The organism is Streptomyces rhizosphaerihabitans, assembly GCF_025399795.1.
GTDB classification, from domain to species: Bacteria; Actinomycetota; Actinomycetes; order Streptomycetales; family Streptomycetaceae; genus Streptomyces; species Streptomyces rhizosphaerihabitans.
In genome coordinates this window covers 1-26446 of sequence record NZ_JAODTZ010000082.1, presented here as the reverse complement: position 1 = coordinate 26446, position 26446 = coordinate 1, and the positions used below count along the sequence as shown (strand labels likewise).

General features: G+C 67.5%; 25 protein-coding genes and 2 pseudogenes. 16 read left to right on the top strand and 11 right to left on the bottom strand.

From position 1 onward, the window contains the following. On the top strand, nucleotides 1-168 hold a 168-nt coding region (locus tag N4G66_RS42180), incomplete at its 5' end, for a transposase (RefSeq protein WP_261709623.1). A gap of 447 nt (nucleotides 169-615) precedes the next feature. On the opposite strand, the gene N4G66_RS42175 is transcribed toward N4G66_RS42180, so the two are convergent. Next, on the bottom strand, nucleotides 616-2001 hold the full coding sequence (locus tag N4G66_RS42175; RefSeq protein WP_261709619.1) for a sporulation protein: 1386 nt from the start codon (nucleotides 1999-2001) through the stop codon (nucleotides 616-618). Nucleotides 2002-2300: 299 nt separating this feature from the next. Here N4G66_RS42175 and N4G66_RS42170 point away from each other — a divergent pair, with 299 nt between their 5' ends. From N4G66_RS42170 to N4G66_RS42150, 5 genes are all read left to right on the top strand, one after another. Continuing rightward, nucleotides 2301-2894: a dTDP-4-dehydrorhamnose 3,5-epimerase family protein gene (locus N4G66_RS42170; RefSeq protein ID WP_315903757.1), complete on the top strand. Its 594-nt coding sequence runs from the start codon at nucleotides 2301-2303 to the stop codon at nucleotides 2892-2894. A gap of 71 nt (nucleotides 2895-2965) precedes the next feature. After that, nucleotides 2966-3943 (top strand): dTDP-glucose 4,6-dehydratase, encoded by a 978-nt coding sequence (gene rfbB, locus N4G66_RS42165; protein ID WP_261709618.1) that lies wholly within the window; start codon nucleotides 2966-2968, stop codon nucleotides 3941-3943. 32 nt (nucleotides 3944-3975) lie between these two features. Further along, on the top strand, nucleotides 3976-4968 hold the full coding sequence (locus N4G66_RS42160) for an ATP-grasp domain-containing protein (protein WP_261709617.1): 993 nt from the start codon (nucleotides 3976-3978) through the stop codon (nucleotides 4966-4968). A 50-nt stretch (nucleotides 4969-5018) separates the two neighbouring features. Further along, complete coding sequence (locus tag N4G66_RS42155) at nucleotides 5019-6155, top strand: DegT/DnrJ/EryC1/StrS family aminotransferase (RefSeq protein ID WP_261709616.1); 1137 nt, start codon at nucleotides 5019-5021, stop codon at nucleotides 6153-6155. A gap of 59 nt (nucleotides 6156-6214) precedes the next feature. Then, nucleotides 6215-6709, top strand: a complete 495-nt coding sequence (locus N4G66_RS42150) for an arsenate reductase/protein-tyrosine-phosphatase family protein (RefSeq protein WP_261709615.1) — start codon at nucleotides 6215-6217, stop codon at nucleotides 6707-6709. An 8-nt stretch (nucleotides 6710-6717) separates the two neighbouring features. Here the strand turns inward: N4G66_RS42150 and N4G66_RS42145 are convergent, their stop codons facing one another. Then, entirely contained in the window at nucleotides 6718-7908 is a 1191-nt protein-coding gene (locus tag N4G66_RS42145; RefSeq protein ID WP_261709614.1) for a UDP-N-acetylglucosamine--N-acetylmuramyl-(pentapeptide) pyrophosphoryl-undecaprenol N-acetylglucosamine transferase, read from the bottom strand. 292 nt (nucleotides 7909-8200) lie between these two features. Continuing rightward, the gene (locus tag N4G66_RS42140) at nucleotides 8201-8656 is read right to left on the bottom strand and encodes an HAD family hydrolase (protein ID WP_391858975.1); all 456 of its coding nucleotides are present in this window, start codon (nucleotides 8654-8656) and stop codon (nucleotides 8201-8203) included. A gap of 65 nt (nucleotides 8657-8721) precedes the next feature. Here N4G66_RS42140 and N4G66_RS42135 point away from each other — a divergent pair, with 65 nt between their 5' ends. Then, nucleotides 8722-9003 (top strand): hypothetical protein, encoded by a 282-nt coding sequence (locus tag N4G66_RS42135; RefSeq protein WP_261709613.1) that lies wholly within the window; start codon nucleotides 8722-8724, stop codon nucleotides 9001-9003. Between the two features lie 512 nt (nucleotides 9004-9515). On the opposite strand, the gene N4G66_RS42130 is transcribed toward N4G66_RS42135, so the two are convergent. Continuing rightward, nucleotides 9516-10160 (bottom strand): hypothetical protein, encoded by a 645-nt coding sequence (locus N4G66_RS42130; protein ID WP_391858976.1) that lies wholly within the window; start codon nucleotides 10158-10160, stop codon nucleotides 9516-9518. 321 nt (nucleotides 10161-10481) lie between these two features. Here N4G66_RS42130 and N4G66_RS42125 point away from each other — a divergent pair, with 321 nt between their 5' ends. After that, nucleotides 10482-11396 carry a hypothetical protein gene (locus N4G66_RS42125; RefSeq protein ID WP_261709611.1) on the top strand — a complete coding sequence of 305 codons (915 nt, stop codon included), beginning with the start codon at nucleotides 10482-10484 and terminating at the stop codon, nucleotides 11394-11396. Between the two features lie 205 nt (nucleotides 11397-11601). Here N4G66_RS42125 and N4G66_RS42120 read toward each other — a convergent pair whose 3' ends face one another. Both N4G66_RS42120 and N4G66_RS45790 read right to left on the bottom strand, forming a co-directional pair. Continuing rightward, nucleotides 11602-12183, bottom strand: a complete 582-nt coding sequence (locus tag N4G66_RS42120) for a suppressor of fused domain protein (RefSeq protein WP_261709610.1) — start codon at nucleotides 12181-12183, stop codon at nucleotides 11602-11604. A 79-nt stretch (nucleotides 12184-12262) separates the two neighbouring features. Further along, nucleotides 12263-12349, bottom strand: a pseudogene (locus N4G66_RS45790) (ATPase); the annotation flags it as partial. A 484-nt stretch (nucleotides 12350-12833) separates the two neighbouring features. Between N4G66_RS45790 and N4G66_RS42115 the strand changes: the two are divergent. From N4G66_RS42115 to N4G66_RS42105, 3 genes are all read left to right on the top strand, one after another. Beyond that, nucleotides 12834-13058: a hypothetical protein gene (locus N4G66_RS42115; protein ID WP_261709609.1), complete on the top strand. Its 225-nt coding sequence runs from the start codon at nucleotides 12834-12836 to the stop codon at nucleotides 13056-13058. Then, entirely contained in the window at nucleotides 13058-15568 is a 2511-nt protein-coding gene (locus tag N4G66_RS42110; RefSeq protein ID WP_261709608.1) for a substrate-binding and VWA domain-containing protein, read from the top strand. The genes N4G66_RS42115 and N4G66_RS42110 overlap by 1 nt, the downstream gene beginning before the upstream one ends. 398 nt (nucleotides 15569-15966) lie before the next feature. Beyond that, complete coding sequence (locus N4G66_RS42105; protein ID WP_261709607.1) at nucleotides 15967-16188, top strand: hypothetical protein; 222 nt, start codon at nucleotides 15967-15969, stop codon at nucleotides 16186-16188. On the opposite strand, the gene N4G66_RS46155 is transcribed toward N4G66_RS42105, so the two are convergent. Further along, nucleotides 16155-16427, bottom strand: coding sequence for a transposase (locus N4G66_RS46155; RefSeq protein WP_391858974.1), 273 nt, complete (start codon nucleotides 16425-16427; stop codon nucleotides 16155-16157). The genes N4G66_RS42105 and N4G66_RS46155 overlap by 34 nt on opposite strands. A 99-nt stretch (nucleotides 16428-16526) precedes the next feature. Between N4G66_RS46155 and N4G66_RS46150 the strand changes: the two are divergent. Continuing rightward, a pseudogene (locus N4G66_RS46150) lies at nucleotides 16527-16959 on the top strand (DUF6228 family protein). A gap of 165 nt (nucleotides 16960-17124) precedes the next feature. Here the strand turns inward: N4G66_RS46150 and N4G66_RS42095 are convergent. Together N4G66_RS42095 and N4G66_RS42090 are read right to left on the bottom strand one after the other, a co-directional pair. Continuing rightward, nucleotides 17125-17532: a hypothetical protein gene (locus N4G66_RS42095; protein WP_261709606.1), complete on the bottom strand. Its 408-nt coding sequence runs from the start codon at nucleotides 17530-17532 to the stop codon at nucleotides 17125-17127. 658 nt (nucleotides 17533-18190) lie between these two features. After that, entirely contained in the window at nucleotides 18191-18562 is a 372-nt protein-coding gene (locus tag N4G66_RS42090) for a helicase associated domain-containing protein (protein ID WP_261709605.1), read from the bottom strand. 500 nt (nucleotides 18563-19062) lie between these two features. Between N4G66_RS42090 and N4G66_RS42085 the strand changes: the two genes are divergently transcribed. From N4G66_RS42085 to N4G66_RS42070, 4 genes are all read left to right on the top strand, one after another. Beyond that, a complete protein-coding gene (locus tag N4G66_RS42085) occupies nucleotides 19063-19629 on the top strand; it encodes a dihydrofolate reductase family protein (RefSeq protein WP_261709604.1) in 567 nt (188 codons plus the stop codon). A 233-nt stretch (nucleotides 19630-19862) separates the two neighbouring features. Then, nucleotides 19863-20948 carry a hypothetical protein gene (locus N4G66_RS42080; RefSeq protein WP_261709603.1) on the top strand — a complete coding sequence of 362 codons (1086 nt, stop codon included), beginning with the start codon at nucleotides 19863-19865 and terminating at the stop codon, nucleotides 20946-20948. A gap of 173 nt (nucleotides 20949-21121) precedes the next feature. After that, nucleotides 21122-22390: a hypothetical protein gene (locus N4G66_RS42075; protein WP_261709602.1), complete on the top strand. Its 1269-nt coding sequence runs from the start codon at nucleotides 21122-21124 to the stop codon at nucleotides 22388-22390. Between the two features lie 668 nt (nucleotides 22391-23058). Beyond that, entirely contained in the window at nucleotides 23059-24048 is a 990-nt protein-coding gene (locus N4G66_RS42070; protein WP_261709601.1) for a hypothetical protein, read from the top strand. A gap of 91 nt (nucleotides 24049-24139) precedes the next feature. On the opposite strand, the gene N4G66_RS42065 is transcribed toward N4G66_RS42070, so the two are convergent. Then, complete coding sequence (locus N4G66_RS42065; protein ID WP_261709620.1) at nucleotides 24140-25345, bottom strand: IS256 family transposase; 1206 nt, start codon at nucleotides 25343-25345, stop codon at nucleotides 24140-24142. Between the two features lie 164 nt (nucleotides 25346-25509). Continuing rightward, complete coding sequence (locus N4G66_RS42060; RefSeq protein WP_261709600.1) at nucleotides 25510-25953, bottom strand: ester cyclase; 444 nt, start codon at nucleotides 25951-25953, stop codon at nucleotides 25510-25512. Nucleotides 25954-26446: the final 493 nt, after the last annotated feature.

The following is a 26446-nucleotide window of genomic DNA, read 5'->3' as shown; positions in this document are numbered from 1 at the left end:
GAGTCCTCCACCCGCCTGGGCCGCCACCGCTGGGTCGTGGAGCGGTCCGTGGCCTGGCTCGCCGGCTGCCGCCGACTCCACCGCCGCTACGAACGCAAAGCCGAACACTTCCTCGCCTTCGCCGCCATCGCCTGCACCCTCATCTGCTACCGCCGACTCACCAAATGAGATGACTTCTAACTCGAACAACGCGTCGCCCCGCACGGTCAGACACGCGTACAACTCCGACCGGAAGCGTGACACTTCCGCGAACGCATCCCGCAGGACGCCCTGATGCACCAAACTCACGACCACGGCCTTCGCGCTGATCCACTCTGTGACGGAGCACAGGATCAGACGAAGGCCGCCCACGTGTCCGCTGAAGTGCGAAAACGCTGATCAAGTTCGAGCCGCGTTCGACGCCGGTCGTTAAATGGCAAGCTCAAAGCCTTGGTAGGACCCTCGACCACATTCCGCTGCTCGCCGAGGTCTTAGCCGCCCAGGACGCCTGCGCAGCCGGAACCGGCGCAGCCACCTGGCACGGCCCGGCACACACGGGAACCAGCGACCGGCATGAGAGCCCGGAGGCACGGTCACTCCGCGTGACCTAGTTCTTCGCTTGCATCAAACGCCTTCTCAGGCTGCAGAGGTGAGCTCGGTCCGTGTCCGGTGGATGAACTCGGAGACGGCCTGGTCCTTCTTCCATGGCTCCAGGGACGCGGTGAAGTCGCGGAGGTACCCGTGGGCTCGCGGCGAGGACACCGTACGAAGGACGTCCAGGGCCCGGGAGCCGGTGGCGAGGCTCTGGTCGAGGTCATCGGCCTGGAGGTGGCTGCTGGCGAGCACGGACAGGCGAATGCCGACGGCCCGGGTGAACTGGTCGCAGGGCATGGCGTCGGCCTGCTCGTTCCAGGTGAATGCCGCTCGCGGGTTCTCCAGGTCGCGGTAGATCTCGGTCGCGTCCGCTGCCAGGCGTGCGTGCGTGAAGTACGACAGCCACTCCGGATCGTGCGAGCCGGGGCGGATCGAGCCGAGCAGGTTCTCGCAGCGGGCCAGCGCGGCACCGGCCGCCTTCGCGTCGTGTGCGCGTCCGTGCGCACGGGCTTCGATCAGTTTTGCGAAGGCCAGGACCCGCGGGGCCGCGACGTTCTTGGCGCGCTCGTAGGCTCCCTCGGCCATGTCCGCGGCCTGCTGCGGGTAGCCGCGCAGCAGGGTCTGCAGCGCCATCGTGGTCAGCACGTAGCAGCCGGCCTGCACGTCTGCGGCCGCCCGGGCGAGGCGCAGCGCCTGGACGAAGTGGCGCTGCGCCGCCTCGTGCTGGCCGATGTCGAATGCGGACCAGGCCACGACGCGGGACAGTTCGGCGGTGGCGGAGAAGAGCTCTTTGCCGATGGCCTGCGAGTAGGTGCCGGACAGCAGGGGGGCCGCACGGAGCCGCAGGCATTCGGTGACGGAGCTGGTCTTCCAGTTCCCTCCGCCGTATTTCGAGTCCCAGAGCCGGGCTTCGTCGGCGGCCTGCCACAGCTCGTCCAGGTCTGCGCGCCCGACCTGACGGCCGCCCTGATGGACGGTGGCGGTGTCGGCGGGCTGGGTCAGCCATCGGGTGACGGGGGTCGTGAAGGCAGAGACAGCGAATCCGTTGCGGACGAATTTTCGGCGGTCCACGGTTCTCCAGTAGGTCGCGGCGACGCGGATGGCATCGGAGGGGTCGCGCAGGAAATCCAACCCCATATCGCCTTCGCCGCGTTGCCGGTCGAACATGCCGATTTCCTCGACCGTGACGGTCCGCCCGAGACGTTCGCCCAGCGCAGCGGCCAGATAGCGCGGAACGGGTTCGCGGGGGACCATTCCCAATTTCACCCAATTGGCGACACTCGTGTGCGCGTACTTCGTTTCCCGCCCGGCCTCCCGAGCGATCCGGTTGACCTGGTGAGCGAGAGATTTGTGACTGGCGCCGGCCGCCTGGATGAGACGCGCCAGCTCCTCGTTGCGGACCCGGGTGCGGCGCTGTGTGCCTGCCAACTCGGCCCCCCATCAGTTCGGGCCCCGCGGCCCCGTTGCCGTGGGGTGGCCCGAGCGTAGGCCGGGACCGGGCTGCGGAAAACCCCCGGATTGTCCTGTGATCTGTTAGCCCCCCTTGTGTGCCTCCCCCGCAGGCACGAGAGCCGATTCCCTGGGAATGTGCCGCCCGGTCTCCTGACCTTGACCGGAGCGCCGGGCGGCGCTCGAGAACGTCCCGCAGGCAGGACCGTGCCCCACGTCTGCGGACCGTCGAGCGCCGTAGTTCCGCGCCGAGCGCGGAGTCACGACAAGGAGGACTCATGACGACCCCACCGGATCTGCGTCCGCTGGCTGTTCCAGGAGCATGGAAGTACGAGCCGGTCACCCACCACGACAACCGCGGCTCGTTCACCGAGTGGTTCAGGGACGATGCGCTGCGAGCGGCGACCGGCCGAAGCCTGCGCCTGATGCAGGCGAACGTTTCTGTCTCAAGACGCGGTGCGTTGCGCGGCATTGCCTTCACGGACATGCCGCCGGGCCAGACCAAGGGCGTCACCTGCGTGTCGGGAGCCGTTCTGGACGTAGTGGTGGACCTCAGGCAGGGCTCTCCCACCTTCCGGACGTGGCACATGGAGCGGCTGGACGAGGACAACCACACCGCGCTCGTCCTCTCCGAGGGCCTGGCGCACGCTTTCCTGTCGCTTGAGGACGGCTCGGCTCTCGTCTACCTGCTGTCCGAAGGCCACGACCCGGCACGCGAGCACTGTGTGCATCCGCTGGACCCCGACATCGGCATCAGGTGGCCAGCCGACATCGCCCCCGTCCTCTCGGCAAAGGACGCCGCGGCACCCAGCCTTCGCCAAGCGATGGCCGCCGGTGTTCTCCCGCAGTACGCGGCCTGCACCAGCGTCTGACCGATCTCCCCGCACGCGACGCGTACTGCGCTCAGCCGTCCCCTCACCCGACTCGCAGATAGGCCAGACACATGGAAAAGGTCCTTGTCACGGGCGGCGCCGGATTCATCGGCTCGCACTTCACCCGGCGGCTCCTGCAGGACGACAGCATCACCAAGGTGACCGTCCTCGACGCTCTCACCTACGCGGGGAACCGCAAGAACCTGCAGACGGCGCTGTCCTCACCGAAGTTCACCTTCGTCCACGGCAACATCCTCGACCGGGCGCTCACGCTCCAGCTCATGAGCGAGCACGACGCGGTGGTCCACTTCGCGGCCGAGTCACACGTTGACCGGTCCCTGTCCGACGCGGGCAACTTCGTCTCGACGAACGTACTCGGCACGCAGACGCTGCTGGACTGCGCATGGCGAACCGGGATCCGGAAGTTCCTCCACGCCTCGACGGACGAGGTGTACGGATCGCTGCCGTCGGGCTCCGCCATGGAGTACGACCAGCTGCGGCCGACCGTGCCGTACTCCGCGTCGAAAGCGGCCAGCGACATGATTGCGACCGCGTACTTCCACAGCTACGGCGTCCCGGTGTGCGTCACCCGGTCCAGCAACAACTATGGGCCCTGCCAGTACCCCGAGAAGATCATCCCGCGGTTCGTCACCCGCCTCCTGCAGGGGGAGCAGGTCACCGTGCACGGCCATGGTGAGCACGTGCGCAACTGGCTTCACGTGGAGGACAACTGCCAGGGCGTTGAGACGGTGCTCCGCAAGGGCATCCCGGGAGAGGTCTACAACCTCGGCGGCGGCACGGACCTGACGACGAATGAGCTCACCACGCTCCTGGTCCGCGAAACCGGAGCCAGCACCGACGCCATCACCTACGTGCCGGACCGCACTGCCAACGACATCCGCTACTCGATCAACTGGAAGAAGGCCGAGGCGCTCGGCTTCCGTCCGCAGCGTGACTTCCAGGAGGGCCTCGCCGAGACCGTCGAGTGGTACCGGCAAAACCCCGACTGGTGGCCCGTCCCCACCGCGGTCGGTCCCGCCGCCGTATAGCGCCCACCTGCCTGCGAACGAGAGGACGCATCATGCAGGAGGGGACGACAGCCCGGCGGATCCTGGTCACCGGAGTCGGCGGGGCTCCCGGGCTCGATCTGGCCATGGAGCTGCTCAAGCTCGGCCACGAGGTCATCGGCACCGATTCGAACCCCCTCGCGCCGGGGCTCCTGATCCCCGGGATCACCGCGCGCACCGTCGCGCGGGCCGACAGCCCCAACTACGCCAGGGATCTCCGCCAGCTGTGCGCCGACCTGGGCGTCGAAGGGCTTGTGTCGACAGTCGAGCACGAGTTGCCATTGCTCATCGACATGCGGGAGGAGCTGACGGGCCTCGGGGTGAGCACGCTGCTCCCGCCGCCGGCCGCGGCCAAGGCTTCGATCGACAAGGCGGTCTTCGACCAGGTGGTCAGGAGGCACCGCATCCCCACTCCGGCGACATTCCTGCCGGATGAGATCGGCCAGGTCCCCGACGACTGCAGGCTCGTCGTCAAGCCGCGTCGCGGGCAGGGCTCGAAGGACCTGTACTTCTGCTCCACCAAGACGCAGGCGAGAATCCTGTGCGAACTGGTCACCGACCCCATCGTGCAGGAAAGAGTCGAGGGCCAGGAGTTCTCCGCGGACTGCCTCGTAGACCGGCAGGGCCGGGCCTCCGTAGTGCTGCGCAAGCGGCTCATGGTCCACGGCGGAATGTCGATGGTCGCGGCCACCTTCCACGACGACGAGGCCACGGCACGGGTGAAGGACGTCCTGGCCGCCGTGGGGGCCGTAGGGCCCGCCGACGTGCAGGGCTTCATCACCCAGGACGGCTCCGACCGCGTCGTCATGACAGAGATCAACCTGCGGTTCGCCGCCGGGTTCCTCCTGAGCGAAGCAGCTGGCGCGGACATGGTCAGGCAGACCGTGAACGCCCTGTTCCACCGCGACGTCGACCACGACCGCCTCGAGTACGAGCCGGACGTCTGCCTGACGAAGTACGTCGCGGTGCTCTCCACCGAGGCCCGCAACGTCCCCGAACGTGTCTGAACGCGCCGCCGGCGTCATCCCGCCAGCCATCAAGAGAGGGAAAGGCACAGATGCAGACGACTACCCTTCCGGCCGGGGTCGGCCAAAACGCGAGTCCCTTCCTGCACGGCGGTGAGGCGGCGGCGATAGCCGCAGTGCTGCCCACCGGCCAGTACGGGCACGGTCCACTGACCGAGCGGTTTGAGCAGGCCCTCGCCCAGTACCTCGGGGTCGAGGATGTGGTCGCGGTGTCCTCGGGGACCACAGCGCTCGTCATCGGCCTGCAGGCCGCCGGGATCGGCCCGGGAGACGAAGTGATCGTCCCCTCGCTCACCTTCTGCGCGAGTGTCCAGGCGATCGTGGCCGTCGGCGCCGCGCCCCGGTTCATCGACGTCGACCCGGCCACGCTGTGTGTGACGAGCGACAGCGTTCTGGGCGCGCTCAGCCCGAACACACGCGCCGTGATGCCCGTGCTGTACGGCGGCAGGTCCGTCGGCCTGGACAGCATCCGGGACGTCCTCGACGCGCGGGGCATCCTCCTCATCGAGGACGCCGCCCATGCCTTCGGCTCTCGCACCGGCACCAGGATGGTCGGCAGCACCGGGGCGCTGACGTGCTTCTCCTTCGACCCCATCAAGAACCTGACGACGGGCCAGGGCGGCGCCATCGTGCCGCGCAGCCCCGAAGAAGCACGCCAAGCCCGGAGCCTGCGTCTGTTCGGGCTCGCACAGTCAGGGAAGGAACGCGCCTCGATCACGTCGTACGCGGTCGAGGGCCCGGGCCTGAGGAGCGAACTGTCCCAGATCAACGCCGCGTTCGGCCTGGTCCAGCTCGAACACTTCTCCACCGTCGCGGCCAAGCGCACGCACCTGTGGCGCACGTACCGGGACGCGCTGAGCAAGCTGGACACCGCCGCTCTCATCGACGTCGACGTGGACCGCAGCGTGCCGTTCAACTGCGTCGTGCGCGTCAGCGCCGACCAGCGTGACACCGTGTTCGAGGTCATGCGCGGCCAGGGCATCGGGGTGGGCGTGCACTACCCGCCGAACCACGCACAGCCCGCATTCGCCACCTGGCACCGCCCGCTGCCCGTCACCGACGAGACCGGTCGGCAGATCCTCAGCCTGCCGTTCCACCCGGCCCTGAGCGAGGAGGCCGCCCACTTCGCCGTGGCCGCGCTCAGCCGGGCACTTCGCGCGACGTCATGACAGGTGCCCACGCCGTGGGCCACCAACGCACCGGCCACCGACCAGACTGGAGAGACACCATGACCGACCAAACAAGCACGGCGCCATCCGCGGACTCCGACGCGGGGGAGAACGGCACCGGCCGGTTCCCTCGCTGGCGCCGCATCCTCGTCGTGTGCGTGGGCAACCACAACCGATCCCCGATCGCAGCAGCCGTCCTCGCCCAGCTCGGCGGCGACACGGTCGAGATCCGCTCCGCCGGCCTGCGCGAGAAGCACGTGGGCAAGGGCGCCCACACGAACATGATCAGGGCGGCCGCCGCGTCCGGCTACGACATCGAGGACCACCGCGCCGTCAAGGTCAACCACCGGATGCTGCAGTGGGCCGACACCGTGCTGGCGATGGACCGTGCCGTCCTGCGCGAGCTCCACGGACTGGCCGACGAGACCAGCGCGGCAAAGCTGCGGCTGTACCTCGACGGCGAGGACGTGCACGACCCCTGGCAGGACGCCTACCCGGCATTCACCGCATGCGTGAAGGTCATCGTGGACGGCGCCCGCCCACATCTGCTGTAGAAGCCCTGCTACTCGCCGGTGACGACGGACAGCAGGACGTCCACCAGCCGGTCGGCGGCATCCGGCCGGCCGAGCGACCGGGCGCGGGCAGCGATGTCGGCGCGGCGGACAGGATCAGCGAGCAGGGGCGCAACCGCCTCACGCAGGGTGTCGGGCGTCGCCGTGCCGAGCAGGGCGACCGCCGCACCGGAGTCTTGCAGGTGGCGGGCGTTGTGCTCCTGCTCGTTGCCGGCCGAGGTCGCGAGCGGGACCAGTACGGCCGCCTTCCCCAGCGCGGTCAGCTCCGCAATCGTGCCCGCACCGCTGCGGGAGATCACCACATCCGCGAGGGCCAGGACGTCGGGCAGCTCCGGGCCGACGAAGCCCATGACCACGTAGCGGTCCGAAAGTTCACGGGGCAGTACCGTCGCCTGCTCCCGCAGCCCGGCTTCGTGAGCAGGCCCGCACTGGTGGATCACATTGGCCTGGGACAGCAGCCAGGGCAGGCTCTCGCCCACAAGCCGGTTGATCTGCTGCGATCCCTGCGCACCTCCTGTCACGTACACGGTCGGGCGGGTGCGGTCGAACCGGCCCAGACCAAGGGCTTCGACGGCCTTGTCCGCGTAACCGGACAGCACCTCAGGGCGCACCGGATTTCCGGTGACGACCGCTGCCGCACGGGAGCCTTCCGGCAGGTACTGAAGCGAGGACGCCGAGGATACGGCGAAGCGCGTTGCGGCACGGGCGAGCGCACGGTTGGCCAGGCCGAGCCGCACGGTCTGTTCGTGGACGACGAGCGGACGGCGGCACATACGGGCGGCCAGGCCCACCGGCACGGCCACGTAGCCGCCGGTGGCCAGCACGACATCCGGACGGGCATCGGAGACGATCGAGCGGGCCTGCGCCACACCGAGCGGCACCCGCCCCATGTCCCGCACATTGGCGGGGGACACCAGCTTCAGCGGGTTGCTGCTGCGCCTCACCTTGCCGGTGGCCACCGTGATGAACGGGATGTGCTCGGCGGCAGCAACCCGGGCTTCCAGGCCCTCCGCAGTTCCGACCCACAGAACATCCAGGGCTCTGCCGGCAGCACCGAGTCTGGCCTGCAGGGTCCGTACCGCCGTGAGCGCCGGATAGGTGTGCCCGCCCGTGCCACCGCCCGTGACGACAAGCCGGAAGGCTCGTGCCGGAAGTCGGCTGACGGCATCGTCACTGCTCACAGGAAAGGCTCCCAATCTGGCGACGCCGGGAGGTCAGCCCGCGTCCGCGGTAGCAGAACAATGCGGACGATAGCAGGCATGGGAACGCCGACTCGGCGCCAACAGAGTGCATCTGCCCGCCTCGTTCCTTGAGGCCGCCCGCTGCCCGCCGCGAGCAGGGGGGAGGTGTCCGCAGCACTACGGATGACAAACCCTGGCACGACGAGCACTTCTGAGCGACGACCCTCAAATGGCTTACCCACACGCGCAACTCAGCTCACGAAAGAGACAAACCCGCGAGGCTGGGGGTGTCCTATTCGATGCCGCGTACGAGTCCGACGAGCAGTTCGGTGTCGCGCAGGTCGGAGAGAACGGTCTCGGCGCCAGCGGCGCGCAGGGCGGCTTCGTCGCTGCGTCCGGAGGCCACGGCGATCACCCGTACACCGTTGGCGTGCGCGCCTTGCACGTCGGCGGGGGTGTCCCCGATCAGTACCGCATCTCGGGTTTTGGTGTCGGCGCGCTGGAGGCAGAGGCGGACGAGGTCGGCACGCGTTTCGCGGTCCTCGCCGTAGGCGCCGATCTCCCACAGGATGTGCCGGTCGAGGCCGAAGACGGACAGCTTGGTCTGGGCAACCGGGCGGATGTTGCCGGACACCACAGTCTGGCGGACACCGTCGGCGTCCAGGGCATCGAGGGCGGTGGCCGCTCCGGGCAGCGCGTGCCCGCGCTCACGAAGGTCGGCTGCCCGGCGAAGGTGGCCGTCGGCCAACGCGCGGGCGAAGCGTTCGAAGTCGGGCCGGACTGATACAGAAGGTCGCAGCGCAGGCGCGGCTGTTGCAGGCCAGCCGCGCGGGCTACCGGGGGCGCGCCGGCCTGTACGAGGCCTATCATCCCGACGGCACGCTTCAAGGAGGCGAGCCGGTGGAGCCGGTCCGCGGTCTTGGCCCCGAGATGAGCCGCCGCGCCAGCCTTCTCCTGGGACACGGCAACGGCATCCGGATCTCGCCCGCCCGCACCGAGGAGGCCAGGCAGATGCACACTGACTACTTCGCGGTCTGGGACCGGTCCCGGGCGTACGCGGCCGCCGTCATGGCCCTGCTCTACGCCCGTTCCTGACGGATCGGCTGACCGTTCTGTCAGTGGCGGCGCCTACCGCCGGAGCATCACCACTTCGCTGGCCTCCCCTGGCAGCGCGTGGATATTGGAGGCCACCGTCCAGACCGCGCACGGCGCCGACCCGCACTGGCGCAGGCAGCTGAAGGTGCTCCGCCTGGCTCTGTTCCCGTCACAGAGCAGCGATTCGACAGCAGTTCGGGAGGCAGTGCTCACGGCTCTGGACAGCAGCTCACGCAGGACGATCTGGAGGCGCACCCGGATCAAATCTGGGACCTGCCCGTGCCACCTCTTCCTGCTCCCTTCCGCTGCTGCCGATTACGTCCGGCTCGCCTGCGATCTTGGTGGAGTTCCTGTCTGGTTGCGCCTGCTTGGCCGGAGCCCCCCGGGGGGCTCCGGCCAAGCAGGCATCACCGGCGGATCCTGCACAGAACCTGACCCCCGATCATAAGATCAGCGACGTTTTCCATGGGGCCGTGGTCGCGAGCGGCGGCTCGGGCAGCCCTGGAGCCAGCCTAGACGTGCAGCCAGATCCGCAGCGGACCGACCGGCTCGAAGCCATGGCGGACGGCGACCGCCAGGTCGTCGGCGTGCTCGTAGCCGACCACCGGCAGGGTGGGGAACAGCCAGTGCACCGCGTCGAGTACGACCGGCCAGGCCGCGTCAGGGCCGCCGTCCAGAGCGAAGACATTGGAGATTCCGACCACCTGGTCGCTGCGACTCGCCACCGCTCCGGCAATCACCCGGCCGTCAGGGGACTGTCCGACGAGCACGAAGGTGGCCGGGTCGTCTAGCAGTTCGGGCCGGAAGAGGTCCGCGTTGCCTCCCCCGTCGTCCCACGCGAGCGCCCAGGCGCGCAGCGTGTCCAGATCGCCCGCCACGTCCCAGGCAAGGTCCGATGCGGCGGCGGGCGCACTCGCCGGGCGGTGGATCCACTGTGCCTCGAACAGCACCTGGAAGCCGGCCTCCGTCAGGTCGAGGTCAGCGAAGCTGTCCTTGACGGAGGCGCCGGGCGCGGTGGTGTCGATCCGGGCTGCCAGCACGGCCGAGTCAGCCGCTGGCACCAGCGTCACCGCGTCGGGGTAATACAACGGCGTTCGGGCCGGGGCGGCCCAGGCCTGTGCCCTGAACTCACCCGCCAGGCCGTGCGATCGGCTCATCGCCGCGCACCACTCGGCGTTGTTGCGGGCGGCGGCCTGGATCAGGAGCTCCTTCGGCGTCGTCACGAGCGCGGATCATGCTCCATCCCGGCTAGGCCTGTCGAACGGTTTTCCGCTGCCCGCAGGACGGACGCTCCGAACGTCGGCCAGCTCCTGGGGAATTTCGGACTCTGTCGCCGATCACAAGATCGATGCTGTTGGTGATCTTCACCTTGCCTGCTGCGGCGTATGGCTGGTCTTCCTCCCGCCTTGTTCCCATAGCCCACTGGAGTCGCTGACTCTGACGGGACGGTAGACCTGGACTGCGTGAGGAGAACCCGGATGAGCAGTGCGCGGAACACGGGCATGGAAGCATCGGCTGCCGGCGACGCGCGGACGTCGCGGACTCACGTCCCATCGGGCATGACGTCGTTCGACCACATCTACGATCAGCCGGATCCGCGGGCCTATTTCCGGGCGTTGGGCCCACTGGATTACCAGGTGCCCCATCACGGACAGAACATCTTCCGGCGGGCGCTCACGGCCTGCGGTCAGACAGTCCGCACGGCAGAACCGGTAACAGTGCTGGACATTTGCTGCTCGTACGGCATCAATGCGGCCCTCATCAACCATGAGGTGACACTGGACGACCTCTACTCCCACTACACGTCACCGCAGGCCACCGAGCTCACCACAGCCGAGCTGATCAAGTGGGACCACAGCTACTACGCGGCTCGTCGACGCCATGACGTCGCACGGGTGATCGGACTCGATATGTCAGCGAACGCCATCTCCTACGCACGCGCGGCCGGCCTGCTGGACGAAGGCTTCGCCGAGAACCTCGAAACCGCGCCTCCTTCCCCTGCCCTGCTCCGCGCCGCGCGGCCCACCCGGCTGATCACGATCACCGGAGGGGCGACCTTCCTATCTGACCGCACTTTCCAGCGGCTCCTGGCCGGTGTCCACGTCCCGGCGTGGGTTGCGGCCTTCGTGCTGCGCACGACCTCGTACGCGTCCATCGCAGCATGCCTGGCCTCACACGGCCTGGTCACCGAGAAGGCCACCACGCACACCTTCCCGCAACGACGCTTCACAGACGCGGATGAACAGCAGTACGCCATCCAAGCGGTGACCGCAGGCGGCGAGGACCCGTATGGGAAGGAGGCTGACGGCTACTTCCACACCACGCTGCACCTGTCGCGCCCTCCTGAGGATGTGAGGGCATTTCCGCTGACCGATCTGATGCCGAGTCTGTGAGACCAGTCCCGCCCCGCACGCGCCCGGGTGCAGATGAAGATCACCAACAGCGTCCGGAAGTTGAGCCAGAACCTGAAGGCGGACAGCGTTTGCCGATGGCTTTGGGCAGCAATCGGTGATCACTGTGCCTCAACATGTCGACGAGTTTTGACGGTACTGGAGGACTCCCCGGTTGCCGCTCGTGCCCGGACTGTGCCCGCGAGGTTCAGGCGACGGATGGACGCCTTGGATCGGTCGGGACCACCGCGTTCTCGTCGAAAAGCTGCTCAAGGGCTTCGTGGCCGTGCTCGCGGCGGTATGCCATCTCGGCTGCGGTGACCGGCAGGGCCCAGAGGATGCGGGCATGGCCGTCCGGCAGTGGGCAGCGTTCCAGGTCAGGGCCATGGAGGTAGGGGAGGCTGATCAGCAGGTGGTCGCAGTGGGACCCGGGCAGCCAGGGCTCCCCGATGGGCAGGCTGTGCTCGAGATCGAGGTGGTGATCGGCGTGGTAGTAGGCGGTCATGGCCAGGAGATCAGCGAAGCGTTCGTCGCGGACGGGCGTGGTGAGGACGAATTCGAGGCCGTGGCCGTCCGTCTCGACCGTGGACCAGCAGCCGGCGGTGATGTAGGCCCAGCTGTCGGCGCGAGGTCCCGGGCTGACGGTGAGGATCCTCAGGTCTGGAACGGCTTCCCTTCGTCCACGTCCCAGGTCGTAATCGCTGACCGTGATCGCATGGCCGGTGAAGAAGCCGCGAACGTGGGCCTCGACGCCTGCTATCGCCCGCTGCCTGTGCTCGCTCTCGATCATGATGGAGAGGATCTCACGGCCGGCTCAGGTGCCCTGGCTGTGAGTCCGCCCCGCGGCAGGCGGGGCGGACGCGGATGGTTCAGCTGGCCTTGACCGGTTCCTCGGCCCGGGCTCGGGTGCTGGCGAGCCGGTAGGAGTCGGTGCCGGTCTCGATGATGGTTCCGTTTTGTTGCCGCAGCTGGTGACACGGCCGGCCCGCCGTTGCAGCGGCGGACCGGCCGCGGGGTGCGGTGTCCGGACCAGTGGACGTCCGCTGATCCCTGCTTGAGGGACCGATTCCAGTGTGTGTGATCCACACAGATCTTTGCGGGGGGCAATGTTGCGGAGTTGGATCGGCAACAATTCCAACATGCCGTGACCTGCGGCGATTCAATGGCGCGGGGTGCAGGGCGAATGGGGTGCAACGGCGTACCAGGGGTGCGGTTGCCGGGCGCTGCGAACACGTTGGCGGGCGTGATGACGCCCAACACTCGATGTTGCGAACTGACTGCGCAGCGTTGCCGTTTACAGGTAAGTCCTTTGTTTGGCCCGTGTGTTGCTCGACGCTGGTCTTGTCACCGAGGGCCCGGCGTCACCAGTTGCAGCTGGTGACGCATTGGGCGGGCCCGGTGGCTGTCAAGTGCATGTGTCCGGACCAGAGGAGAAGCACCGTGGGAAAGAAGCAGTACAAGAAGCCGGCTGCCGCGGCATGCGTAGCGGGGGGGCCGAGCTGGCGGGTGGGGGTGTTCGTCCTCATCCAGATCGTGGTCGTGGTTCTGGTGCTGGCCGGGTATGACCTGCCGACCGCGCTGGCCTGCGCCACGGGCGGCGGCCTGGTCTCTGCCCGAGTGGCCCAGGAGCTGCTCGCCCCGCAGCGTCCGGTGCGGGGCGCGTGATGGCGCAGGTGCAGCCGGGGCCGGGGAACCCGGGACGCGACCTGGACCCGTTGCGCAGTCCGATCGAGGCGCTCGCCCGTGCACTGTGGAACCTGCGCGTGCGTGACCCGGAGCGGACCCAGCAGGTGGTGGCTGACGCCATCCACTGCGACAAGGGCACCGTCTCCAAATTGACGAACGGTCAGGACCTTCCGAGCGCGCCGACGCTCGCTCTGTACCTCACCGCGTGTGCGGCCCCGGATCCCGAGGATTGGAAGGACCTGCGGGGCCTGGCTGATGCTGCGGACAAGACCCTGCGCGACCTGAACGGCTCTAAACGCAGTGCTCTGTACTCCTTCGCCGAGGAGTTGCTGGCGTGCTGTGCATCGGCCGGGGTGAGTCTGGCTGCGGCTGGCCAGGGCCAAGATGCCCGCGGGTACACCCCGCAGGAGCTGGTCGAGGGGTGGAAGACCGCTGCGACAAAGCCCGAACCTTCACCGGAACCTCCACCGGTACTGGTGGAGATCGCCGGTTCAAAGCCCCCCGGGGAGTCCGGACCTCCACCGCGGAGGTGGCGCGGCTGGGGGACTGGAGCCAGCCGGGGCGCAGGGAAGCCGGCCTTGTCGCGCAAACGGGTCGGCATCGGCATCGCCGCGGTTACAGCCATGGTGGTTGTCGGCGTGACGGTCGTTCCCGGCTGGCCGGGTGGAGACGACGGCAGCCATACGGACGGGAAGCCGGACAGTTCCCTGCCGCGATGCTCGAAGCCGTCGGTGACCCTGCACATCGCGGCGTCGACGGACAAGTCCGCGCCCCTGCAGGATCTGGCCCACCAGTACGGTGCCCGCTCCGCCGGTGGGGAGTGCGTGGACGTGGCCATCTCCAGCATCGATTCGGGCAGTGCCATGCGGGCGCTTGTGCGGGGCTGGAGTGAGGATGACGGGCCCGAGCCGGATGTGTGGTCGCCGGCATCGCGTATGTGGCTGGCGGTGGCACGGCAGCGTGCCACGGGTGCGGCCAAGGACCGTCTGCCGAAGACGGCCGGTCCGTCGGTGGTGACCAGTCCGCTGACGATTGCCATGCCACGGCCCATGGCCCAGGTCCTGGGCTGGCCCAAGAAGAAGATCGGCTGGAAGGAGCTGGCCGGCTACGCCGCTCAGCCGGACTTCTGGAAGAGCAAGGGACACCCGGAGTGGGGAGACTTCACGCTCGGCAAGACCAACCCTGAGTACTCCACCTCAGGGTTGAACGCGACCATGAGCGCGTTCTTCACCAAGATCGGGACGACGGGGGAGATGAATCCCGACGATCTCAAAAACCCGAAAGCCCGCAACGTGGTGCGGTCGATCGAGAACTCCGTCGTCCACTACGGCAGCACGACACTCACGTTCCTGGCGGGCCTGCGCCGCGCCGACGACGAGGGCGATGCAACCTCCTACATCTCCGCTGTCACCGTGGAGGAGGACGCGGTCTTGGCTTACAACAAGGGCTATCCGTGCGGCACCGAGTCCAACGACCCGCAGTGCAAGGTCGACCGGAACAAGCTCAAGGCGCCCAAGGTCAAGCTTGTCGCGTTCTACCCGACCGACACCACCTCCACCGCAACGGACGGCTCCGCCTCGCAGGCTCTGTACTCCGACCACCCCTACATCGAGCTGAACGACATCGGGCCGGCCAAGAAGAAAGTCGCCGACGACTTCCGGAAGTTCCTGACCTCCGACACCGCACGTGAGGACTTCACCCAGCTGGGCTTCCGCACCAACCCCGACAAGGTCCCCACCAAGCCCACCGCGGACAACGGGATCTTGGACGAGAAGCTGACACCGCTGAGCACGCCCACCCCGGACGTCCTGGACAAACTGCTGGCCTCCTGGCGCGAGCTGCGCAAGCCCGCGAACGTGCTCACGGTCATCGACACCTCCGGGTCGATGGACTGGGGCGTACGCAGCGGCACCAGCGAGAAGGCCACAGATGAACCGAGCCGGCTCGATCTCGTCAAGCAGGCCGAAGGACCGCTCTTCGAGGGGTTCACGGACCGGGACAAGGTCGGCCTGTGGACCTTCGCCAAAGAGGTGAAAGAGGTCAGCGCGCCCCAGGCGATGGGATCGGGCAAGAACAGCCACCGCGAGGATCTCAAGGCCAGCATCGAGGGCCTGCAGGCCACCGGTGCGACCTCGCTGAACAAGGCCGTCGCCGACGCCGTCGACTCCCTACGCGCCCACTGGGACCCCCACGCCATCAACGCCGTCGTCGTACTCACCGACGGCAACAACGATCCCGCGGATGCCCCGCCCACCTTCGCCCAGCTCCGCAAGAAACTGACCGACACCAGTAAGCCGGTCCGCGTGTTCACCATCGCCTACGGCAAGGACGCCGACACCAAGACAGATCCCGACTCCTGCCACAACGGCCAGAAGACCTGCAAGACGTACCTGGAGGAGATCGCCGAACTCAGCCACGCCAGCACCTACGACGCCCGCGACCCCAAGACCATCTCCAACATCCTGACAAACGTCATCTCCAACTTCTGACCCGACGCACCCCGCTGTACGGCCGCCCGGTACGCACACTCAGCCGGGCGGCCCGAGAGACACTCCCGTGAAGACGCCAACCGGAGCTGGACTGTCCAGGTACGAGCACGCGGCAAAGCGGCCCTCGTGCTGGCCCGGCGCTGGGCCAGCACAGAACCACGGCCACACCTGGTAGAGCATCGGATCAGGTCAGCAGCTCGGCCGGTGAGCCCGTTCCTCGCTAGACCCCGGTTACGGAGCGCTACTCACCACCTGGCGGTGGCTACACGAGCGCACCCTGAACGGCCTGTAGGAGATCATCGACAACTCCGTGGACGAGGCCCTCGACGGGCGAAGCCGTTGACGCGGAGACCGAGACGGGCCGAAACCGGACTCAGGGCGCCCGTACCATGATCACCGTGACCACCCGCCGCACGCTCGGCGCCGGCCCCGAGGCTCCGGCCCAGGGCATCCGCGCCACCCAGGCTGATCTCCTCGACGCCCTGCCCGGCATCCGCCTCTCCGATCTCAGCGAACTGCGGGCCCGCGGAGTGGTCGGAAGCCATCTCCCAGCCCAGCCGACAACCCGGCGCAGCCTCGGGGTCGGTCACCCGGAGACCTCGCCCGGCACCCCCGGCTGAGCCCTATCACCGCCTCTTCCGCGTCCGGCTGCAAATCGTGCTCGGCTCGCCGTACCCCCGTCGACTGTCCAGGCCGTGCAACCGCTGGTTAGCACGTACACCACCGCCGTGAACACCTTCCGATCCGCCACCGGCACTGTCCTGCCACCCTGCTGTCTGGGCCGGAACCGCGGTATCAGCGGCGCGGCAATCTTCCACAACCCATCAGGGACCAGGTCCCGCGCAAGATCCACAGCCATAGCGGACGATCATGCCCCAACTGGCGCCTGCTGCCCGTGCTCGGGGCAGTGTGGGGATAGCAGTTGGTCATCGAGCTCCCCGACTTCTAACCTGCGCAAATGATCGAAGACGGCCCCGGGGTACGCGTGGGAGACACCGGTCCGCGACCGGTCCACCTGCTTTTCTCCGAGCCGACAAGACCGTTCGGGGACGACCCCACACTCGACTTTCTCGTGAAAGCTCGCGGGCAATGGGTGAGCATCGAGAGCCTGGTACGGACGTGGGATGGCGACGGCCTCGACACCTTCCTCTCCTCGTTGGCCGAGGACTTCCGCGGCTGGGAAGGAGCGCGCCTGGCGCTCTCTGGAACGCGACCTGACCATCTCGGCGGAACACCGTCCGGGCGGCTACGTCCACCTGACGTGGGGCATCCACGACCGGCCTGCGTCCGAGGAGTGGCACTTCGAGACCACCACCGTGCACGCGGCCGGCGAGGAGATGCGAAACCTCGCCGCCGAGCTCCACACGTTTCTCACGAGCACGATCGAGTAGCTGAAGCACCACCACGTGAGACACCCTCTTAAAGAGATCACTCAGTGGAATTATTCCGGGACAGCCTGGTGATGCTTTATGCCCGTAGCGTTACCACCGGAGCTTCTCCTTTTCGGCATCCGGCAATGGCGTCCGGTTCATTCTTCCCGGGCACCGATTAGCTCACTAGGACAACATGCTGCCCCAGTAGTAGGATCCGCCCTGGCTGTAATCCCAATTGCCCAGCGTTGCGTTGGGCAGGCCTGCCGCGTCAGGGTCTAGCACTGAACCCTGCCAGTAATCACCGGGTGACGAGTATTCCAGGCAGTCCGTCCACTGGTAGAAGCCCTTGTTCAAGGCGAGGTTGTAGCGGTAGGACGGTCCGGTTTCGAGCCCTGACAGCCTCCATGTGTAGGTGCCCGCGGCCAACTCGATATGCCGCGTGATGCATGTCTTGGCATTCGTGGCAGGCAGTTGGGCGATGGGCTGGGTGCGCATATTGAATGCCGGGTCGAACGCGGAAGCCGGGCTCGTCGTGACGGCCAGTAGAGCGCTGGCTCCAACTATCGCCAAAACTAATTTAAATCTTTTCATGTTCTCTCCCTGTTTGATGGCGCGAGCAAATCGATTAATTCCTCGACGCCGGGGTGATCACCTTACCCACTTTGAGCCAGACAGAAAAGCCGTCTCGACTACGGATCGGATTGAGTTTTGATGGAAAGATCCGGAGTTTCCTATTTTGCATGATGTTTCATGAAATAGCATGATGTCACCAGATATTGCACCCGAGGTGCCGTAGTGCATTGGCAGCTCGGGTGTTAAATGTCAGTAATTGGGACCAATCCCAGTCCCGGTTCTGACGAGGAGAATGCCGAGGGGCGACGTCGCCAGCCTTGAAACACTTGTCGTTGACCCGCGGCGTCATCAGTTCTGCAACGCTCTCCGGCTCGCTCACGTCGCCCATTCCAGTCCGAGCGCGCGAGTGCGGCGAGCTTGTCAGCGGTGAGCTTCGCGCGGCGGCTTTTGCTGTTGCTGAGGAAAACCCCAGCTTCACCGTGTGTTCCTGGCCGTCGACCACGATCCGCTCCTCATGAGCCCTGGGGACGGTGACGGTGCCGGTGCGGGTCTTGTACTGCGTCAGAGCTGCTACGCCCCGCTCGAAGGGCCCCCACGGGCGTCGTGGACGGCTTCGCGGACTCCTCCGGCTCCGGGGCGAGCGGCGTGATGCCGAGCCGCTCGCGCTGCCCGTCCGTCAGGGCCTGCCAGACCTCGGGCTTGCGCTGCCGGGCAGCCGCTTCCCGATGTCCATCGCGTGGACCGTGAACCCGGGCAGAACCTCCGCCTGGCCCTCTTCGTCGGCCGCCGGCTCACGCAGCGCGGCGTAGTGCCGCTGCCAGTCCGCCGGCCACGACGGGTTCCTGTCCTCGTCGATCTCCTTGAGCGCGGTCTCCCACTCCGGGTGGCCCTCCAGCGCACCCGCGCGGCGCAGGTTGCTCAACCACTGCCCCACCGGCCTGTCCAGGGCCGCTGCCGACCTCGGAGCACAGAGGGTCCAGTGGTCCTCGTAGTACGCCTTCGCGGCCTCCAGATTCTCCGGGAAGCGTTCGTCAGCGACGCTCCACACCCATGCCGAGCCGCGCGCTGGCCGGTCATCTGCCCCACCCCGTACGCCCTTCGCTTGTTCCGCCACCCAGGTCCCAAGCGGAAACGCCCCCTCGCGGTGTCCGTAGGGGCATCGGGCGTGCTGCTCACGCTCAGTGAACTTGGTTGTGACCGCGCTTCCGTGAACCCTCGTACGGGCTGCGGAGTGCCAGTTCGTCAACGTCCGTACTCATTACGGATGCGCGGTCACAACCGGGTCCTGGCCGGGACGAGGCCGGGACCCGCGAGCGGGAGATGCGGCCGGATACCGAGGCCACGGATCCATGATCTCGTTGTGGGAGAAGATTCCTCGGCAGCGTGTCGATCGGTGGGTCTCCCATTCGACGCTTGGGTAGAGACGCGACCCGCGAAGCAGAATCCGGACAGGCCGCGGCTCTGTGATCAACAAGTGATGCCCATTCGTCGACCAGCGATTCGGGTTGCTGACTACATAGCCGGCCGCCGGACACCCCAAGGAGAAACATGCAGATCCGCGCCCGTATGAGCATGAGTGCCGACGGCTACGTGACCACACCGAACGGGTGGCCCGCCCTGACTGCCGACCCCGCGTTCGTCTCCGGCGAAAGCCACGGTATCCGGGAGTTCCTCGAAGGCTGCGAGGCGGCGCTGATGGGCCGCACCACCTTCGAGCCCGCGCTGACCAACAACCGCTGGCCATGGCCGGACCTCGACGTGTTCGTGCTCGGCTCGCACCGTCCGGACGGCACCCCCGATCCCGTCACCACCGACAGTGACCCGGCGCGGCTGCTGGAGAAGCTCCGCTCGGCCAACCGGGGTGGCGACGTCCACCTCATCGGGGGCCCGCAGACGATCGGGACGTTCCACGCCCTCGGCGCACTCGACACCCTCGAACTGGTCGTACTGCCGCTGCTGTTCGGCGGTGGGATGCAACTGACACCCATGCTCAGTTCCGACACCGGGCTGACCTTCCAGCGCGAGCGTGCCTTCCCCGGTGGTTCGGTGGAGATCGTCTACTCCTGCCGGGGCAGCCGCACTGAACTTCCAAGCAAGCCTGCCAGCCAACGCTGATCTCGGCCAAGCCACAGGTGGCCAACCGACGGAATGTGCTGACCTGCCGAAACGCAGCCGCCGCCGGGTGAGGATCCCGAGTAGAGGTGTGGGGTTCCCGGTGAACCGCCGTACGCCGCCGTCATCGGTACGGGTGATCACGGCCCGTTCCCAGATTGGGAACCGGCCGGGGGCGAAGACGAGGAACTGCTGCGCTGGGCCTACAGCAAGCTCCGCCACCGCCGGGCGGCCTGATGCCGCCTTCGGCTGGTCTGCCGCCGGTCACACTGGTGTGGGACCGCTTCGACGACCTGCCGCACACCCTGGCAGCCCTCGACAACCACGATCCCGGTCAGGGCCGTATCACCGTCCACCCCACCCCGGGCACCGACTCCCTCACCGGCCTTGCCTGGGACGTCCTGGCCGCACTCGGCAAACCCGTCCCACTGACCTGCTACCAGCACCACGACACCGACGCGCATTGGGCGATCACGGCCGCGTGGGCTCTGGCCTGCGGGATCACCCACCTGACAGTGCTGCGCGCCCACCTGCTCACCGAGGCCCGCCTGGAGGCCCTGCTCGCCCTGCGTGACCGCGCCGGGCCCAGTTTGCCCCTGGTGTGCCACCAACGTCGTATCCCCACAGCCCTGGAGCGTGCCCTGCGCGCCGTGCCGCACCGCATCGCGGATGCCACTGCCGCTCTGCCCGGCCCCACGCCGGGGCGGCCGAAGATGTCAGCCCCGACCGTCCCGGCAGCTCCTGCTCCCTCCACGCCGACGCGTCCGCTGGCCGGCCGGTGGCTGAACCTGCCAGCGCTGACCACCCTGGCCGCTATCGACGGCGATGAGCCGCGCTGCCGCTGCACGGCCCCCACCGCTCACCGGCGCGGTTTCTACCCGCCCGCCTTGCCGGCGCTCACCGCCGTCGAGGTGGCCCACCGCCTGCGTACGGCCACCGCCCACCCGCATTTGACGGCGGCTCTGGCCACAGCCTGCTTCACCGCGGCCTCCATACCCCAGCTCGGCACCGTCTACCTCGCCGATATCGCCCCCCGACGCCGCCACGATCACCCTTCACGACTCGTTGGGACAGCGCTAGTTCTGCATGCAGCACCCCGTACCTTCCTGGGCTCGGCCCCTGCTCCTGGCCGCCGTCTACCTCCAGCGCTTCACCCGTACCGACCTCCCCCTCCTCACCGAAGACCCCCTCTCCGGCAGGAGTCTTCCCGGACTCACCGTCTTCGCCGAGACATGCAGACTGCGGCCGCCACAGCCACCGCGCACCAAACGCGCCCGCGCCCGCGTCGGCAAGAACAGCAAAAGGCGGCCGCTCCCGTCTGAACCGGCGACAATCTGGCCGCTGTGCAGCGCCCACTACCACTACCGCTGGGCCATGACCGAACAGATGCACGGCTGCCCGCAACCTCCCGACCACACCCGGCCCAGGCGGGCCGTGGCTTCCTCGTAGAGTGCTCGTCGATTTATGTGTCAGCACCCGCGGCTACGGTGTCGGCGTGACTGATCTTGAGGCCATGGCGCGTGTGCGCGTCAGCAGTGGATGTCCTGTCGAGCGCTTGGTGTGCCACCCGCGCCTTCCTTTGGTGGCTGGCCTGGACGGGGAGCGTCCGGCGGTTCACGTATGGAGCTGCGAGGCGGGGCAGTTGCGCGAACTCGGCTCTGTCGGTGCCGAGTTGGATGGCTATGCCGATGCCCTCGGCTGGGAGCGGATCGAGCGGACGCCCGCACTGGCCTGGCATCCCGACGAGCCGAGGCTCGTGGTGGCAGGCGGCGAGTGCGGCGTGGTGCAGTGGACTCCTGCCGGGCTTTCTGCGGTGGACGGTGTTCCCTCTACCGCCGACTACCGCAGTCTGGCATTCAGCCCGGACGGCAGGACGCTGTGGGCATCGCCGTCCTCAGGCGACGGGTGGGACAGCTCGGACGTTATCGACCTGGCTTCGGGGGCCGTCAGTTCGGGGCGGCCGTGGGACACCGGCGTGGCCCAACACCCGGGCGGCGGACTGGTGGTCACGCTGACCAGCGACCAGGCCGCGACGCATGGCCTGTTCGCGCAGGTCGATTCCGGGGCCCCGACCGGTGCGATGCGTCTGCTCCGCCGGGCCCTGATCTTGGACGTCGATGATTATGAGACGCCCCTCTTCAGCGCGGACGGACGTCATTTCGCGATCCGAGGCAACGCCTACGAGAACACGCTTGAGGTGTTCGAGTTCCCGTCGCTTCAGCGCGTCCTCGCGATGACCCTCGGCAAGCCCAGCCCCGGCTACCCCTGTCCGCAGGAGTGGCTCGACCAGATGTACGCCTGGTCGCGGCACAACCTCGCGTTCGGAGCCCGGCCCGGCGTGCTCTGGGTCGGAACACCCACCGGAGCCCTGGTCGAGGTCGACATCGAAACCCCGCGCGCGGTCGAGCACGACGTATTGGCCGGATCTTCCGTGTCTGCTCTGGCCGCCACGGCGACAGGCGAACTCGTCCTCGCGAGCGGCGGCGAACTCATGCTCGTGTCCGTGCGGTCCGACCCCGGGGCGACCCACTCCACGGACGATAGCGACGCGTCCACGGCCGCAGCGTCAGCGGTCTCGGAGTTCCTCGACGCGACGTCCGAGGTTCCTGACGGCGGCGACCTGGAAGAGCACCTCGTCCTCACAGACGGAGAGCGCACCTGGAACTCGGACGATCTGGCAACGGTGGACACCGCAACGGCAGAAGAACCCACCTGGCTCCAGCTCCGAGCGGCCATCACCAAAGCGTGCGACGTACAGACATGATCGACCCGGCTACCGGTCCATGGCGCCTTCGTGATGATCTGCGGGTTTTTGTCGGCGGTGGTTCGGCATGGTGATGTCAGTGCGGTAGTGAGTGGTTTCTGCTGTTCGGTGTGTCGTGGTCGGGGGTTTGAGTGGTGACACGGATGCCGGTCTGGTGCTGATGTTTTTGGTGATGATGCGGGTCGGTTGATTGCTGATCGGTATGGCGCGGGGTGGGCTGCCACTGGTCTGGCTTCGTTCACGTCCAGCAGCAGCGTTTGTTCATTGGTTGCGCGGCAGTTGGCGATCGGCAAGGTCGTGGATGTTCACGAAAAATGACGGCACTGTCGCTCCGAGGCGCTTATGTTCCCGTGCGCGACGTCTGGTCGGGTCTCACACTGCTGGCATGGGTGAGGCCCCCGGCCCCGCGACCGTCACGCCTGCAGAGGGTTGAGTGAGCCACTGGGGCTGTCTGCCCGATGCCCGGCTGCTGATCGTCAACTGCGATGACTTCGGGATGTTTCGGTGCCTGCACGCGGCTCGGGCCGCGACGCCGTGGTGCGCATATGGGGTGGTCCGCAGGGTGGAGGGGCGAGTCAGACCAGCGGCGGAGCGGGATGCGCCTGAGGGCTGATGCGGAGGGGTGCGCGGGCCCCGGAGCATGGGGATCCCCATCGGAGGGAGACGTGGTGGAGCGCTGGGACCGGACTGGGCGTGCGGCAGCGTACGGGGCGGCGGCGGCCCTCGTGCCGTATCTGGTGATCAAGGTGTCGTGGGTGGTCGGTTCGTTACTGGGGCTGCTGCCGGTCGGGCGGGGGTTCAGCCTGGGCGGGTGGCTGGTGCTCAACACCGTCACGATCGGTATGGCTGCGGCCGGGATCACGCTGGGGCTGGCGCTGGTGCGGCCGTGGGGGATGCGGATCCCCGGCTGGCTGGTGGGATTCTTCGCCTGGGTCGGGTCGGGGTTCCTGGTGTCGATCCTGCCGTTCGTGGTCGTCAGCGCGCTGGTGAACTCTGGGGCGGGGAGTTTGAAAGGCTCAGGTAGCTCGGGGAGTGACGCGGCGATGCCGGGCTGGGAAGCGGTGCTGCTCCAGTGCAGCTTCGTGGGTACCGGGATCGCGCTGGCCATCGCGCTTCCCGCCTATCTGTGGCGGCGCTGGCCCCACGCGCTGCGCCGGCCGGAGCCACCCAGCATGCGCACCTCCTCAGGACCGCTGTGGCCCGCCGTGAGCGGCGCCGTGACCGGCCTGTTCTGGCTCTACTGGGCGGCCGGTGGCTCGCTGGGCATCGCGCACCGCGATGAGCGGCCAGCCGGCTGGCATGTACTGGTTGGGGTCAGCGCGTGCTGGGCTCTCGTCGCGGCCGCCGCCGTACTGGCTCTCGTCCGGCGCCGGTCGACCCGGCTGCCGTATCCGCTCCTGCTTGCGCTGGCGTGGCTGGGATCGGGCTCGATGTTCGCGTGGAGCGGCTGGAGGCTGCCAGCCACGGTGTACGTGGCGCTGGCGCATCCGAGCGACGTCAGCTACCCGGAGAACGTCGCGGTCGCCGTGGCGCTGCACGTCACGGCCGTGCTGACTGGAGCGGGGATCATGGGGACGCTGGTACGCGGCGACCGGGGGCGGGTGAGCGTGGCCGACAGCGCCCAGCAGTCCGCCGAGCGGGTGGGCCGTCGCCCGTGAACCCGGCCGTCCAGGAAGCCCTTTCACCAGGAGCACCTCGATGACCCCGTGGGGGTGTGTCAATTTAACGGCTGATCTTGGTTGTTGAGGTTCAGTTGTTGGCCGGGGTGAGCCGGCCCTTGAAGGCGATCTGGAAGGCGTTCAGGGGTGCCTTCCAGCGCATGGTCCAGCGCTTGCAGCCCTTGCCGGTCGGGTCGAGGCTCATCAGTGCCAGGTAGATGCACTTCAGGGCGGCGGCCTCGGTGGGGAAGTGCCCGCGTGCGCGGACGGCCTTGCGTATGCGGGCGTTGACGGACTCGATGGCGTTCGTCGAGCAGATGACGGTGCGGATCTCGACGTCGAAGGAGAGGAAGGGCACGAACTCGGCCCAGGCGCTCTCCCACAGCTTGATGATCGCCGGGTACTTCTTCCCCCAGGCATCCTGGAACTCTCCGAAGCGTTCGGCCGCCGCGCTCTCGTTCGGTGCGGTGTAGACGGGCTTGAGCGCTTTGGCGATCTTGTCCCAGTCCTGGCGAGCGGCGTAACGGAAGCTGTTGCGCAGGAGGTGGACGACGCACGTTTGCACGATGGTGCGGGGCCAGACGGTCTCGACCGCGTCCGGGAGGCCTTTGAGGCCGTCGCAGACGAGCATCAGCACGTCGTCCAGGCCGCGGTTCTTCAGCTCGGTGAACACCTGCAGCCAGTACTTGGCGCCCTCTCCGCCGTCGCCGGCCCAGATGCCCAGGATGTCTCGGGTGCCCTCGCTGGTGACAGCCATGACGACGTAGACGGGCCGGTTCGCGACCTTCCCGTCCCTGATCTTGACGTTGATGGCATCCACGAACAAAACGGGGTAAACACGGGCCAGTGGCCGGTTGGACCACTCGGTCATGCCCTCCATCACCTGGTCGGTGATGGTAGAGATGGTCTGCTTGGAGACCTCGGCGCCGTAGATCTCGGCCAGGTGCGAGGAGATCTCCCCGTGAGTGAGACCCTTCGCGGACAGTGACAGCACCATCTCGTCCACGCCCGTCAGCCGGCGCTGCCGCTTCTTGACGATCTGCGGCTCGAAGCTGCCCTCGACGTCACGGGGCACCTCGACCTCGACCGGCCCGACGTCGGTCAGCACGGTCTTCGCTCTGGTGCCGTTGCGGCTGTTTCCGCTGTTCTTCCCCACAGGATCATGCTTGTCATAGCCGAGGTGATCGGTGATCTCACCCTCCAGAGCGGACTCCAGCACCCGCTTGGTCAACTGCTGCAGCAGCCCGCCCGCACCGGTCAGTTGCATGCCCTCACTCCGGGCCCGCTCCACCAGCATCGCGATCAACTGTTCGTTTGACGTGGCCACACCGACCGACTCAGCCGCGGATTCGTGCTCGACCGTCTTCTCACTCACTTGGCGTCTCCATGATCAACAGATCCGCCGTTTATTAGACACTCCCTGATGCCTCGCCGTAGCGGCCCGCTGCCGTGGCTTCGACGCTACGTCTGCGATGGGACGATCCCCAGTTGACGCAGGATGCCGAGTTCGTCGGGCCGGCCCCACCGCTCGACGATACGTCCGCCCCGGATCCTGAAGATGTTGGTTCCGTGCAGGGTCAAGGGGCGGCCTTCGGCCGGGGCCGGCACCCCGAGCAGTTCACCGCGTTGCGTCCCGCTGGCGGTGAAGTGCTCGACGACCAGGTCGCCCTCGGCAATCATCAGGTGCGGCTCGCTGTGCCAGTCGGGACATGCCTCCCGGAACAGCGCGCCGGCGGAGCGGAGGCCTTCGCGGTCGGCAGGCGCGTTGAACGGAGGGTCGTGGTCGACGAAGTCCTCGGCGAGGTACTCGTCGACCGCGCCGAGGTCGCCCTTGGTGAACAGCGCGTCGATGAACGCGCGCACGATGTCTTTGTTCTTGGCGAGGGTGGTTTCCGGGGTGTTCATGGCCTCAGTCTCGCCGTCCATAACCTGGCACAAACCGGGCACTCCGCCTGTTCACCCTGCTGCATCGCGATGGCCCGCTGCCGGGTCTGCTGATGCCTCCGCTGCCGTCGCCTGCGGCAGCGGCAGCGGATCACAGCACCAGTACCGCCGAGTCGTCCCGTCAGCCACACACGCAACCCAGATCATTCAGCCGTACCCCCTCACGGACAGGGATCAAAAACACCTACTTAGAGGTCGTTTTCACGCAATTTATTCCGCTCCAGCATCCCCAGAAGGCCACTCGCACCTCTCATGTAATGGGTCAGAGCGCGCCGCGGTAGGCGTAATCGCCGATACGGCGATTCTTTGGAGTGAGACAGGCTTGCTGGGATGAGGCAGACAATCCGGTCGTCCGCTCAGTCGCACTGGCCGCAAGGAGCGCCGGCACCTCAAGAGTCGAGTCTCGTCACGGCGACATGTTTGGATCAAACAGACTCTACTGATGAAAACGACC

Bases quoted from the DNA above. Each gene is read 5' to 3' on its own strand.
- N4G66_RS42170 (WP_315903757.1), top strand. From the start codon at position 2,301: ATGACGACCCCACCGGATCTGCGTCCGCTGGCTGTTCCAGGAGCATGG.
- rfbB (WP_261709618.1), top strand. From the start codon at position 2,966: ATGGAAAAGGTCCTTGTCACGGGCGGCGCCGGATTCATCGGCTCGCAC.
- N4G66_RS42160 (WP_261709617.1), top strand. From the start codon at position 3,976: ATGCAGGAGGGGACGACAGCCCGGCGGATCCTGGTCACCGGAGTCGGC.
- N4G66_RS42155 (WP_261709616.1), top strand. From the start codon at position 5,019: ATGCAGACGACTACCCTTCCGGCCGGGGTCGGCCAAAACGCGAGTCCC.
- N4G66_RS42150 (WP_261709615.1), top strand. From the start codon at position 6,215: ATGACCGACCAAACAAGCACGGCGCCATCCGCGGACTCCGACGCGGGG.
- N4G66_RS42130 (WP_391858976.1), bottom strand. From the start codon at position 10,160: ATGAGCCGATCGCACGGCCTGGCGGGTGAGTTCAGGGCACAGGCCTGG.
- N4G66_RS42125 (WP_261709611.1), top strand. From the start codon at position 10,482: ATGAGCAGTGCGCGGAACACGGGCATGGAAGCATCGGCTGCCGGCGAC.
- N4G66_RS42120 (WP_261709610.1), bottom strand. From the start codon at position 12,183: ATGATCGAGAGCGAGCACAGGCAGCGGGCGATAGCAGGCGTCGAGGCC.
- N4G66_RS42110 (WP_261709608.1), top strand. From the start codon at position 13,058: ATGGCGCAGGTGCAGCCGGGGCCGGGGAACCCGGGACGCGACCTGGAC.
- N4G66_RS46155 (WP_391858974.1), bottom strand. From the start codon at position 16,427: ATGGCTGTGGATCTTGCGCGGGACCTGGTCCCTGATGGGTTGTGGAAG.
- N4G66_RS42095 (WP_261709606.1), bottom strand. From the start codon at position 17,532: ATGAAAAGATTTAAATTAGTTTTGGCGATAGTTGGAGCCAGCGCTCTA.
- N4G66_RS42085 (WP_261709604.1), top strand. From the start codon at position 19,063: ATGCAGATCCGCGCCCGTATGAGCATGAGTGCCGACGGCTACGTGACC.
- N4G66_RS42080 (WP_261709603.1), top strand. From the start codon at position 19,863: ATGCCGCCTTCGGCTGGTCTGCCGCCGGTCACACTGGTGTGGGACCGC.
- N4G66_RS42065 (WP_261709620.1), bottom strand. From the start codon at position 25,345: ATGCTGGTGGAGCGGGCCCGGAGTGAGGGCATGCAACTGACCGGTGCG.
- N4G66_RS42060 (WP_261709600.1), bottom strand. From the start codon at position 25,953: ATGAACACCCCGGAAACCACCCTCGCCAAGAACAAAGACATCGTGCGC.